An 11,321-nucleotide genomic window follows, 5' to 3' on the forward strand; every position below is an offset into this window, starting at 1 on the left:
AAGTGATTAGCGACGAAAGCGATCGTTTCAACCCGCGCGATCCAAAGCCTGCGGACGCCGGCAAGCCATCGAAAAGCGCCAAGCGTCGCGAAGCCCGCCAGCTCGCGACTCAGGCACTGTACCAATGGCACATGGCCAGGCAGTCGCTGAACGAGATCGAAGCGCAGTTTCGGGTCGATAACGATTTCACCGATGTCGATGGCGCGTACTTCCGTGAAATCCTGCACGGGGTTCCGGCCAACCGCACTGAAATCGACAACGCGCTGGTGCCGTGCCTGGACCTGGCTATCGAAGAGCTCGATCCGGTTGAACTGGCGGTTTTGCGCCTGTCCACCTGGGAACTGCTCAAGCGTGTCGATGTGCCTTACCGCGTTGTGATCAACGAAGGTATCGAACTGGCCAAGGTCTTCGGTTCCACCGACGGTCACAAGTTCGTCAACGGTGTGCTCGACAAGCTGGCTCCGCGTTTGCGTGAAGCTGAAGTGAAGGCGTTCAAGCGCTGATCGGCGCTTGAACCGCTTGCGGCGCCATGGGCGAGTTTGAACTGATCCGCAATTTCTTCGCCGCCGCGCCTTGTGCGCAGGGCGGCGAAGGCGTTGCCCTCGGGATTGGCGATGACTGCGCCTTGCTGGCTGTTCCTCCCGGGGAGCAGTTGGCGATTTCCACCGACACCCTCGTGGCCGGTGTGCATTTTTCCGACCCCTGCGACCCGTTTCTGCTCGGGCAGCGCTCGCTGGCCGTTGCCGTCAGCGACCTGGCTGCCATGGGCGCCACCCCCGTCGCCTTTACCCTTGCCCTGACATTGCCAGCGGTCACCCCCGATTGGTTGAAAGCCTATGCCCAGGGTTTGAACCGCATGGCGCAAAGCTGTGGCGTGGCGCTGGTGGGCGGCGATACCACCCGTGGGCCGTTGAGCCTGACCATGACCGTATTCGGCCGGGTGCCGACCGGCCAGGCGCTGACCCGCAGCGGCGCGCAGCCGGGCGACCTGCTGTGCGTGGGTGGTGATCTGGGCAATGCGGCCGGGGCATTGCCGCTGGTACTTGGCCAGTGCATTGCCGATGCCGTCATCGCCGACCCGTTGTTGGCGCATTACTGGTCGCCGCAACCACAGCTTGGCCTGGGGATGGCGCTGCGCGGCAAGGCAACGGCGGCGCTGGATATCTCCGATGGCCTGCTCGCCGATTGCGGGCACATTGCCCTGGCGTCGAACGTCAGCCTGCAGGTCGACTGCGAGCGGCTGCCGTTGTCGAACGCACTGGTGGCTTTTCTCGGCCGCTCAGGCGCGCAAAAAGCCGCGCTCAGTGGTGGCGACGATTACGTACTGGCGTTCACCTTGCCGTCCATCGAGTTGCCTGCGTTGCTGGCCGACGGCTGGCCGATACAGGTGATCGGACGGGTCGGGCACGGGCAGGGTGTGACGCTGCTCGATGCCGATGGGCAAGACATCACCCCGCAAACCCGGGGTTATCAACATTTTCGGGAGACACCGTGACAGATCACCCCAAACAGGTCCCGGCGCAAAACGTTCCGCCGTCGGTCTGGCGTAATCCGTGGCATTTCCTGGCGTTCGGCTTCGGCTCGGGCACCTTGCCGAAGGCCCCGGGCACCTGGGGTTCGTTAGTTGCGCTACCCTTTATCCCGTTATGGCAAATGTTGCCCGACTGGGGCTACTGGCTGATGCTGGGCATCACCATGCTGTTCGGCTTCTGGTTGTGCGGCAAGGTCGCCGACGATTTGCGCGTGCATGACCACGAAGGCATCGTCTGGGACGAGATGGTGGGCATGTGGATCACCCTGTGGCTGGTGCCGGATGGCTGGCAGTGGTTGCTGGCGGGATTCCTGATGTTTCGCTTCTTCGATATTCTCAAGCCGTGGCCGATTCGCTGGATCGACCGGCATGTACACGGTGGTGTCGGGATCATGCTCGATGACATATTGGCAGGCGTGTTTGCCTGGTTGGCGATGCAGGGGCTGGTAAGGATTTTCGCCTGACCGCAGGGGACGCAAAGCAGGAGAACTAGGGATGGCTCGAAGCGGTTTGCTGGTGCTGGCATTCACCTTGATGTGCTCATTGGCCCAAGCGGTCGAAGCCACGACGCCGTCCGTGATTCACCTGGCCAGTGAGGAGTGGGAAGACTACACCGCCGCTGATGGCCACGGGCTGGGCTGGGATGTGCTGCGGCAGGTCTTCGAGCCGGTGGGCGTCAAACTGGACATCCGCACCGAACCCTACGTACGTTCCATGGGCCTGGCCCAACGCGGGGAGGTGGATGCCTGCGTCGGCTCCTATCGTGACGAGTCGGACGAACTGCTCTACCCGCGCTGGAATTTCGATACCGATCACATCTATGCCCTGGGGTTGGCCTCCAGCCCGGTTCCGACCCCGCAAACCCTGGGTAATTTTCGACTGGCCTGGGTCCGCGGCTACGATTTCCAGGATTACCTGCCCAATGTGCGCCGCTACGACGAAGTCATTCGGCGTACCGGCATCGTGTCGATGCTGACCCACAACCGTGCCGACTTCTACATCGATGCGTTGACTGAAGTCGAATACGTCCAAAACCGGGCCAGGGATCCCTCCCAGCTGCGCCGTACCCATATCGCCGAATTGCCGCTGTACCTGTGTTTTGCCAAGACCCCCGAGGCTCGCACGCTGATGGCGTTGTTCGATCAGCGCATGGAGCAACTGGTCAAAAGCGGCGAGCTGAAGCCGATTTTCGAGCGCTGGAAACAGCCTTATCCGTTTGACACGAACTGACCTGTGGGAGCGAGCCTGCTCGCGATAGCGGTCATTCGGACGTCTATTCGTCGACTGGAAGTCCGCCATCGCGAGCAGGCTCGCTCCCACAAGGGCGGCGGTGTCTGGTCAGATATCAAACTTTTTGATCGTTATCGCCCATAATTCAGCCTAAGCGTCTGTAGGAACCTGCTGTTACAATGCCGGCCTGCGAATCTCGGACTTTTAGATCAGGAGCACACCGGTGCCTGTCGTTTTTGTCGCCGCTTCCAAGCTGCCAACGCCTTTTGCGCAATTCACCATGCACGGCTTTCTCGACGAAGCCACCGGCCGCGAGCACGTTGTGCTGAGCCTGGGTGAGATCGCCGACGGTGCCCCGGTACTCGGCCGGTTGCACTCCGAATGCCTGACGGGAGATGCCTTGTTCAGCCAGCGTTGCGACTGCGGCTCGCAACTTGAGGCCGCGTTGCAGGCCATCGCCCGTGAAGGTCGTGGCGTGTTGCTGTACTTGCGCCAGGAAGGCCGTGGCATTGGCCTGCTGAACAAGATCCGTGCCTATGAATTGCAGGACGGCGGTGCCGACACCGTTGAGGCCAACGAACGCCTGGGCTTTGCAGCCGACCAGCGTGACTACGCCATGTGCCTGCCGATGCTGGAGCATCTGGGCGTGAAATCCCTGCGCCTGATGACCAACAATCCACGCAAGGTCAAAGCCTTGACCGACATGGGTATCGTGGTCGCCGAGCGCGTTCCGCTGCACACCGGGCACAACCCGCACAACAAACTCTACCTGGCGACCAAGGCCAGCAAGCTCGACCACATGATGGGCAACGAGCATCAGGGCGAGGTCGACCGGGCGTGACCCGCGGCCAGGTACGGCGGCGGCTGTCGGTCAACTGGTGGCAATACCTGGCGCTGGCCTTGCTGCCGCTGTTTGTCATCAATGGCGTGTTCGGCCAGTCGGAGGCCATCCTGCCGGTGCTGGCGATGCCATTGTTCATTGCCGGCGTCGCCTCGATGTTTGTCAGCCTGAAATTCTTCGGTGGCTACAAACATGCGTTGATCGCCACCCAGAAAGCCCTTGATACCCCTGAAGAGCCGGCGGCCTGGATTAACCTGGCGGCCAGGCGGCGCGTGGCATTCCTGGCAGCTTGCCTGCCGGCGTGGATTGGCGCGCTGGCGGTGTTTGTCGGCCTCGAAGCCGTGCCGCTGATGTTGCTGGCGTTGTCGACTGCAGTCTTGTTCTATCTCTACCGTATACCGCGTCAACTGGGTTGATGCGCCAACTCTGGCTGGTTGTTCTACTGCTGGTCATCGGCGGTCCGCTGTGGGCCGCCCCGCGAGTGATCAGTCTCGCGCCATCCCTGTCTGAAATCGTCGTTGAGCTGGATTCGGCCGACCTGCTGGTGGGGGTGCTGGATGCCGGTGAACGTCCTGCCGAACTCAAGGGCCTGCCTTCCGTCGGTCGCTATGGCCAACTGGATATGGAGCGGCTGCTCAGCCTGAAACCCGATTTGCTATTGCTCTGGCCCGGCAGCGTCGGTCCGGCCCAGCGTGAACAGCTCAAGCGCTTGAACATCCCGACTTACGTGGCCGAACCCCATGACCTTGAGCAACTCATCGTCCAGATCGAGGCGATTGCCCTACAACTCGGACGCCCCGAGCGCGGCGCTGTATTCGCCACTGATCTGCGGCAGCGGCTGAAAACGCTGCGTGAGCGCTATCGACGCAATCAGCCGTTGCCGGTGTTCTATCAGGTCTGGGACAAGCCGCTGTTCACCGTGGGCGGCGGGCAGATCATCAGCGATGCACTTGAGGTCTGCGGTGCGCGTAACGTGTTTGCCGACCTGACACTGCCAGCACCGCAAGTCAGTGTGGAAGCGGTACTGCAGCGTAATCCCGAAGTCATCCTGGCCGGTGAACAGACGCAACTCGACGCCTGGAAAGCGTGGCCGCAGGTGGCCGCGGTGCGGCAGGGGCAGTTGCTGCTGGTGACAGACAAGGGGCTGGAGCGGCCGAGCGGGCAGATGATCGAAGCGACGGCCCGGTTGTGCCATTCGATCGCGCCTGACCGTTGAGATCGAGGCGTATTTTTTCTGTAGGAGCGAGGCTTGCCCGCGAAGGCGGTCTGGCATCGCGCGGTGCCTTCGAAAACGCCTTCGCCGGCAAGCCTAGCTCCTACGAATAGGGTGCGTGCGGGGTTTGCCCGCGAAGAGGTCAGTCCGGTCAGCGTAGAAATCCGATCAGATCTCCGGCGTCCAGGTCACCCCGAACATGAACGCCCGACCTTCCTCGCGATAGCCATACTGATTGCCTTCATGGCTGTACAGCACCCGGCTGTAATCCTTGTCCAGCAGGTTATCCACCTTCATCTCCAGGGTGATTTCACGATCGAGCGCCCAACTGCTGCGTAGTCCCAGCAAGGCATAGCCGCCCAACGACTGTTGATTGTTCAGGTCGTCATAGCTGCTGCTGACCGCTTGCCAGCTGGCGCCTACGCCCAATCGGTCGAACTGGCGGTCCAGGTCCCAGCTCAAGGTGCGTCGTGCGCGGCGGGCCAGGGTATGCCCGGTTTCGCGGTCGCGCGGGTCGATGATCGCCACGCCCAGGTTGCTCTGCCAACCGAACAGTTCCTGCTTGAGCGCGGCTTCAAAGCCGTTGATCCGTGCCGAGGCAACGTTCTCCGGCCGTGAGTTGCTGCCGAAAATGATCGCGTCTTCCAGGTCGGTGCGGTACAGCGAGGCTTCCAGGCGACTGTCTGCGGTCAACTGGCTGCGCCATTGCAACTCATAGCTTTTCGAGGTTTCAGGCTTGAGGTCCGGGTTGCTGAAGTCCGGGTAGTACAAGTCATTGAAGGTCGGTGCGCGGAAACCTTCGCTGTAGGTCAGCAACACATCGTTGTCCGGGTTCAGCGGCAGAGTAAAGGTACCGCTCCAGGTATTCTGGCTACCGAATTGCTGGTTCTCGTCGTGGCGCAGGCCCAGTTCGGTCGAGAAGCTTTCGCTCTGGAAGTGATGCTGAACGAACGCCGCCCGGTTCCAGCGACTGTCTTCGTCGAAAGCCGTGCTGCTGTTGACCCGGTCTTCATACCAGTCGCCACCGAGCAGCACGCTGTTTTGCTCATCGAGTGTCAGGTCGTTCTGCCAGCTCAGCGAGTCGCGGTAGGTGTTGAACACGCTGCGTTCATCGCTGAGCTTGTCCAGGGTCTTCTCGCGGTTTTCGCTGTGGCCGAATTCCACCCGGGTTTTCCACAGGTCATTGACCCGTGCATCGACGTAGCTGCTGACACTGCTGACATCGAATTCGCTATAGGGCTGCTGCTGGACAGACTCGAATGTACTGGGGTCAAAGCGGCCGAACGGATTGTCGAACTCGCTTTTGCCACGGTTATCGAGCAGGTTGGCGCCGATTTCGATGTCGTCACTGAGGGCGTGGCTGAGGCTCAGGCTGAATGACTGGTTGCGATACGCATCGTGATCGCCATCGCTGGGGTACGACTCGTGGGTGCGATTGATCCCGGCGGTTTCGTCCAGGCTGGTGCCGAGGTTGAAACGAGTCTGCTCATCGCCACCGGACAAACCGAGGCTGCGCTCCCAAGTCTGGTTGCTGCCGAAACCCACATGCATCTGTGGTCGCAGGCCGGGTTCGCTGCTGCGGCGGGTGAAGATCTGGATCACGCCGCCGATCGCATCGCTGCCATAAATCACCGAGCGCGAACCGCGCAGCACTTCCACGCGCTCCACCTGTTCGATATTGATGTGCTGCAGGTTGCTGTCGCCGGAGGTCGAGTTGCCGATCCGTTGACCGTCCACCAGTACCAGGCTTTGTGCCGACTGTGTGCCGCGAATGTAGACCCCCGGTAAGCTGCCGCGACCGCCGGTCTGTGCAATCTGAACCCCCGGCACCCGGCGCAGCAGATCCGTCACGCTGTCAGGTTGCAGGCGATCGATGTCTTCGCGGGTAAATACGGTATTGGCGGCACTGCTGTCGTTGCGGGCTTCGACTTGACGGTTGGCGCTGATCAAGACGTCGGGCAGTTTCAGGGCTTGATCGCGTTCGAAGGTGTCGGCGCAGGCGTTTGCAGTTGGCAACAGAAACAAGGGCAGGGCGAGGCGGGAGAACTTCATTGACAGTCCGTTGGTGCTTTGAGGCAAATACATATTCGATAGACGCTGAAATGCACTGTGGGAGCGAGCCTGCTCGCGATGGGGGCCTTTCAGTCACAGAAAATGTTGACTGTCAGTCCGCTATCGCGAGCAAGCTCGCTCCCACAGGGGCGGGCGTTAAATGTTGAGCAGTTGCAGGCGCTCGCGCACCGCCGCTTCGATGCCGGCTTCGTCCAGCCCGCATTCGGCCAGCATTTGCGCAGGCTTGGCGTGTTCGACGTAGATATCCGGCAAGCCCAGGTGCAGCACGGGCTTGAGGGTGTTTTCCCGGGCGAGGAACTCGCTGACCGCGCTGCCTGCGCCGCCCATGATCGCGTTTTCTTCGACGGTGACCAGCAACTCGTGGCTGGCGGCGATTTCACGGACCAGCGCTTCGTCGAGGGGTTTGACGAAGCGCATATCGACCACGGTGGCGTCCAGCTTGTCGGCGACTTTCAGTGCCTCCGCCAGCTGCACACCGAACACCAGCAGGGCGACTTTGCTGCCCTGGCGGCGAACCACGCCCTTGCCGATTTCGATCGGCTCCAGGGTTTTCTCGATGGTTGCGTTCGGGCCACTGCCGCGCGGGTAGCGCACCGCCGCCGGGCCTTCATACAGATGGCCGGTCGTGAGCATTTTGCGCAGCTCGTTTTCGTCGCTCGGCGTCATCACCACCATGCCGGGGATGCAGCGCAGGAACGACAGGTCGAAGCTGCCGGCGTGGGTCGGGCCGTCTTCGCCCACCAGGCCGGCCCGGTCGATGGCGAACAGCACGTCGAGGTTCTGCACCGCCACATCGTGAACCAGTTGGTCGTAGCCGCGTTGCAGGAACGTCGAGTAGATCGCCACCACCGGTTTGGCGCCTTCGCAGGCCATGCCGGCTGCGAGGGTCACGGCGTGTTGCTCGGCAATCGCCACGTCGAAATAACGCAGCGGGAAACGCTCGCTGAAGGCCACCAGGTCGGAGCCTTCCTTCATCGCTGGGGTAATGCCGACCAGGCGTGGATCGGTGGCGGCCATGTCGCACAGCCATTCACCGAACACACCGGAATACTTCGGTCCACTGGCCTTTTTCGGCGCGGCGGCCGGGGCATCCACAGGTTCGAGCTTGGTGATCGCGTGGTAACCGATCGGGTCGACTTCCGCCGGAGCGAAGCCCTTGCCCTTCTTGGTGACCACGTGGAGGAATTGCGGGCCTTTGAGATCGCGCATGTTGCGCAAGGTCGCGATCAGGGTTGGCAGGTCGTGCCCATCGATCGGGCCGATGTAGTTCCAGCCCAGCTCTTCGAACAGGGTGCCGGGAACCAGCATGCCCTTGGCGTATTCTTCGGTCCGACGGGCGATCTCCCAGGCACCGGGCAGGCGTGACAGCACTTTTTTGCTGCCTTCGCGCATGCTCGCATAGGTGCGGCTGGAAAGGATCTTCGCCAGATAGTTGGACAAGCCACCGACGTTGCGCGAAATCGACATGTCGTTGTCGTTGAGGATCACCAGCATGTTGGCGTCCACTTCCGGCGCATGGTTCAGCGCTTCGAAAGCCATGCCGGCGGTCAGGGCACCGTCGCCGATCACGGCGATCGCCTTGCGATCGCTTTTCTGCAGGCGGGCGGCAATCGCCATGCCCAGCGCGGCACTGATCGAGGTGCTGGAGTGGCCGACGCCGAAGGTGTCGTATTCGCTCTCGGACCGGCGCGGGAACGCCGCAATACCGTCCTTCTGGCGCAGGGTGCCCATGCGCTGGCGGCGACCGGTGAGGATCTTGTGCGGATAGGCCTGATGACCCACGTCCCACACCAACCGGTCGTCCGGTGTGTCGAAAACGTAATGCAACGCGATGGTCAGCTCGATCACGCCCAGGCCGGCACCGAAATGCCCACCGGTCTGACCGACCGTGTAGAGCAATTCCAGGCGCAACTCATCGGCCAGGGTTTCCAGCTCGGCTTCGCCTAACCGACGCAGGCCGTCCGGCGTGTTGGCACGGTCGAGCAGAGGCGTGGTCGGGCGCTTTCGGGGAATCTCATGAAACGTCGTGGGCATCAGGCGAGAATCGTTATAGGTATAAAAGATGCGGCAGTTTACCTGATGCATCGCCCCCTGCCCACGCGTAGGTCCTTTTTGACCGATTCGCTGTCAGCTACGGCGTTCGACGATGTAACGGGCCAGCTCGCGCAAGGGTTCGGCGGCCGCGTCAAACGGTCGCAGCGCATGCAGGGCCTGATCGCGCAGCTCCAGGGCGTAAACCTTGGCGGCGTCCAGACCGAGCAGGGCCGGATAGGTCGGCTTGTCGCGGGCAATATCGGCGCCCTGGCGCTTGCCGAGGGTTTCGGTGTCGCTTTCGACGTCGAGAATATCGTCCTGCACCTGGAAAGCCAGGCCGATGGCCTGTGCATAAGTCTGCAGGGATTTGAGTTCGTCCTTCTCGGCAAGGCCACTGGCCAGCGCGCCGAGTTTGACACTGACTTCGATCAACGCACCGGTTTTGTGCCTGTGCATGTTTTCCAGCGCTTTCTGATCGAGTTTCAGGCCGACCGAGCCGAGGTCGATGGCTTGGCCACCGACCATGCCCGCCGGACCTGCGGCCTGTGCCAGCGCACTGACCATTTGCAGGCGAATCTGCGCGTCGGCATCGCTCAGGCGCGGGTCGAGCAGGACGCTGAAGGCCAGGCTCTGCAAACCGTCACCGGCGAGGATCGCGCAGGCTTCATCGAATTTCTTGTGGGTGGTCGGCTGGCCGCGACGCAGATCGTCGTCGTCCATGGCCGGCAAATCGTCGTGCACCAGCGAGTAGGCATGGATCAGCTCCACCGCGCAGGCCGCGCCGTTGGCTTGCTCGGCCTTGCCGCCCAACGCTTCGCAGGCGGCGTAGACGAGCAATGGGCGCACGCGCTTGCCACCGTTCATCACGCTGTAGCGCATGGCTTCATACAGACGCGCCAGCTCCGGGCCGGGCGCGATGAACAGGGTTTCCAGGGCCGCATTGACGCGGGCCTGGCTGGTCGCCGAATACGCTGCAATCATTCTGGTTGATCCGCATCGAAGGGTTCTTCGGCCAATTCGCCATCACGTTCGAGCAACACCTGAACCTTCTGCTCGGCCTGTGCCAGCGCTGCCTGGCAATCGCGGGTCAGACCGATGCCTTGCTCGAAAGCGGTCAGCGAGTCTTCCAGCGACAATTCGCCATTCTCCAGACGCTCTACCAGCGTTTGCAGGTCAGCGAGGGATTGTTCGAAATCCAGTGCAGCTTTTTTGCGGGCCATGGCGGCGGTTTCCGGTTGACGTTAAACCGGCGCGACACTAGCAGACATGGGGTTTATGGGCAAATGAGCGGGCTGTTTGTATCACGTTCAACTACTACGGATTGGGTTCCGGCTTGCTTGCGCTGCTTTGGCAGCCGATGGGCGGTCTATTCGGCTCATTTTGTGAGCCGAATACGGCATTTATTCGGCTCACTGTCCACCCACGAGCGTGATCCCCACCCCATTTTCCGAGGTTCGCGATTGTGAGGTACGAGCCAAGCATCTACCCTTCGCGCCATCGATGACCCGATAGTCACGGGTCTTTCAGACGAAACGCAGGGTTGACCGCTGTAAAGCGCCGAGGATCGGGCGCAAGGTTTCGTCAGGCATGGCAGGAGGCATTTACATGCGTGCAATTCCATTGTTGCTGATCGGGCTGGTCTGCATGCCGGTGCCGGCCGCGCCGAGTGCCGAGCTGTCGGAACCGGTGGGTGGCTGGCGCTACAACGGTTTGCTGGACCGCAGCGAAAGCCCGCAGGTCGCCTATCCAACGCCACCGATCGATCGCGGCATCCAACGCAATCGCACCCTGATTGAAGGCCGGCTCAAGGCCCTCGGCACGCAGCGCGGGCCGCACACCCTGGCGGTCAATGGCAATCCTTTGAACCTGTACACCGACGAGCAAGGGCGCTTTGTCCGGCCCTATGCGTTCGCTGCCGGTTCCAACTCTGTCGAAGTGCGCAGCGCCGAAGGCCAGTCGCTCAAGCGCGTTCAATTCTATGAAGCCAACGATCTGCGCACCCCCGCGCGGATTCGCGTGGTGCTGGGCTGGGACGATCCAAAGGCCGAACTGGACCTGCACATCATTACGCCCGACGGCCAGCATGCGTTCTGGGCCCACACGGCGCTGACCAATGGCGGTGGACTGGACCCGGACGGTGTCGACGGTCCTGGCCCTGAGATGTTCACCATGACTGCACCGTTGCATGGCACCTATCTGGTTTACGTGAACTACTGGGGCAACTTCGGCAGCGGCGGCTATAACTTCGATGAGGCCAGCAACCAGAACGAGGTGATTACCTCGCAGATCAATCTGGTGATCAACGAAAACACGGTCGACGAGAAGCGCGAGACCTTCATCGTGCCGTTGCGCGCGATCGGCGATCTGCTGCTGGTCAAGACATTCAACTATTAAGCATC

12 protein-coding genes are annotated in these 11,321 nt (G+C 61.7%); 8 read left to right on the forward strand and 4 right to left on the reverse strand.

From position 1 onward, the window contains the following. The first annotated feature begins 2 nt into the window (after nucleotides 1-2). The 7 genes from nusB (at nucleotide 3) to ACQKP2_RS20895 (ending at nucleotide 4,818) form a co-directional block, all read left to right on the forward strand. Nucleotides 3-503 carry a transcription antitermination factor NusB gene (gene nusB, locus ACQKP2_RS20865; RefSeq protein ID WP_427579101.1) on the forward strand — a complete coding sequence of 167 codons (501 nt, stop codon included), beginning with the start codon at nucleotides 3-5 and terminating at the stop codon, nucleotides 501-503. A gap of 26 nt (nucleotides 504-529) precedes the next feature. Next, nucleotides 530-1,495 carry a thiamine-phosphate kinase gene (thiL, locus tag ACQKP2_RS20870; protein ID WP_427579102.1) on the forward strand — a complete coding sequence of 322 codons (966 nt, stop codon included), beginning with the start codon at nucleotides 530-532 and terminating at the stop codon, nucleotides 1,493-1,495. Then, nucleotides 1,492-1,995: a phosphatidylglycerophosphatase A family protein gene (locus tag ACQKP2_RS20875; RefSeq protein WP_427579103.1), complete on the forward strand. Its 504-nt coding sequence runs from the start codon at nucleotides 1,492-1,494 to the stop codon at nucleotides 1,993-1,995. The genes thiL and ACQKP2_RS20875 overlap by 4 nt, the downstream gene beginning before the upstream one ends. A gap of 31 nt (nucleotides 1,996-2,026) precedes the next feature. Beyond that, on the forward strand, nucleotides 2,027-2,761 hold the full coding sequence (locus tag ACQKP2_RS20880) for a substrate-binding periplasmic protein (protein WP_427579104.1): 735 nt from the start codon (nucleotides 2,027-2,029) through the stop codon (nucleotides 2,759-2,761). A 223-nt stretch (nucleotides 2,762-2,984) separates the two neighbouring features. Next, nucleotides 2,985-3,602: a GTP cyclohydrolase II gene (gene ribA, locus ACQKP2_RS20885; RefSeq protein WP_044465292.1), complete on the forward strand. Its 618-nt coding sequence runs from the start codon at nucleotides 2,985-2,987 to the stop codon at nucleotides 3,600-3,602. Continuing rightward, nucleotides 3,599-4,018 (forward strand): MFS transporter, encoded by a 420-nt coding sequence (locus ACQKP2_RS20890; RefSeq protein WP_427579106.1) that lies wholly within the window; start codon nucleotides 3,599-3,601, stop codon nucleotides 4,016-4,018. Before ribA ends, ACQKP2_RS20890 begins: the two co-directional genes overlap by 4 nt. Then, on the forward strand, nucleotides 4,018-4,818 hold the full coding sequence (locus tag ACQKP2_RS20895) for a cobalamin-binding protein (RefSeq protein WP_427579108.1): 801 nt from the start codon (nucleotides 4,018-4,020) through the stop codon (nucleotides 4,816-4,818). Before ACQKP2_RS20890 ends, ACQKP2_RS20895 begins: the two co-directional genes overlap by 1 nt. Before the next feature lie 165 nt (nucleotides 4,819-4,983). Here ACQKP2_RS20895 and ACQKP2_RS20900 read toward each other — a convergent pair whose 3' ends face one another. The 4 genes from ACQKP2_RS20900 to ACQKP2_RS20915 form a co-directional block, all read right to left on the reverse strand. After that, nucleotides 4,984-6,867 (reverse strand): TonB-dependent receptor domain-containing protein, encoded by a 1,884-nt coding sequence (locus ACQKP2_RS20900; protein ID WP_427579110.1) that lies wholly within the window; start codon nucleotides 6,865-6,867, stop codon nucleotides 4,984-4,986. A gap of 156 nt (nucleotides 6,868-7,023) precedes the next feature. After that, a complete protein-coding gene (gene dxs / locus ACQKP2_RS20905; protein WP_427579111.1) occupies nucleotides 7,024-8,922 on the reverse strand; it encodes a 1-deoxy-D-xylulose-5-phosphate synthase in 1,899 nt (632 codons plus the stop codon). A 93-nt stretch (nucleotides 8,923-9,015) separates the two neighbouring features. Then, nucleotides 9,016-9,903, reverse strand: a complete 888-nt coding sequence (gene ispA, locus ACQKP2_RS20910; protein ID WP_427579113.1) for a (2E,6E)-farnesyl diphosphate synthase — start codon at nucleotides 9,901-9,903, stop codon at nucleotides 9,016-9,018. Further along, nucleotides 9,900-10,142, reverse strand: coding sequence for an exodeoxyribonuclease VII small subunit (locus ACQKP2_RS20915; RefSeq protein WP_007894317.1), 243 nt, complete (start codon nucleotides 10,140-10,142; stop codon nucleotides 9,900-9,902). Before ACQKP2_RS20915 ends, ispA begins: the two co-directional genes overlap by 4 nt. A 385-nt stretch (nucleotides 10,143-10,527) precedes the next feature. On the opposite strand from ACQKP2_RS20915, the gene ACQKP2_RS20920 reads away from it, so the two are divergent. Continuing rightward, nucleotides 10,528-11,316, forward strand: a complete 789-nt coding sequence (locus ACQKP2_RS20920) for a YfaP family protein (RefSeq protein ID WP_427579115.1) — start codon at nucleotides 10,528-10,530, stop codon at nucleotides 11,314-11,316. Nucleotides 11,317-11,321: the final 5 nt, after the last annotated feature.

The sequence above is a fragment of the Pseudomonas sp. NPDC089569 genome, from assembly GCF_050280625.1.
Classification (GTDB): Bacteria; Pseudomonadota; Gammaproteobacteria; order Pseudomonadales; family Pseudomonadaceae; genus Aquipseudomonas.

Bases quoted from the DNA above. Each gene is read 5' to 3' on its own strand.
- thiL (WP_427579102.1), top strand. From the start codon at position 530: ATGGGCGAGTTTGAACTGATCCGCAATTTCTTCGCCGCCGCGCCTTGT.
- ACQKP2_RS20880 (WP_427579104.1), top strand. From the start codon at position 2,027: ATGGCTCGAAGCGGTTTGCTGGTGCTGGCATTCACCTTGATGTGCTCA.
- ACQKP2_RS20895 (WP_427579108.1), top strand. From the start codon at position 4,018: ATGCGCCAACTCTGGCTGGTTGTTCTACTGCTGGTCATCGGCGGTCCG.
- ACQKP2_RS20900 (WP_427579110.1), bottom strand. From the start codon at position 6,867: ATGAAGTTCTCCCGCCTCGCCCTGCCCTTGTTTCTGTTGCCAACTGCA.
- dxs (WP_427579111.1), bottom strand. From the start codon at position 8,922: ATGCCCACGACGTTTCATGAGATTCCCCGAAAGCGCCCGACCACGCCT.
- ispA (WP_427579113.1), bottom strand. From the start codon at position 9,903: ATGATTGCAGCGTATTCGGCGACCAGCCAGGCCCGCGTCAATGCGGCC.
- ACQKP2_RS20915 (WP_007894317.1), bottom strand. From the start codon at position 10,142: ATGGCCCGCAAAAAAGCTGCACTGGATTTCGAACAATCCCTCGCTGAC.
- ACQKP2_RS20920 (WP_427579115.1), top strand. From the start codon at position 10,528: ATGCGTGCAATTCCATTGTTGCTGATCGGGCTGGTCTGCATGCCGGTG.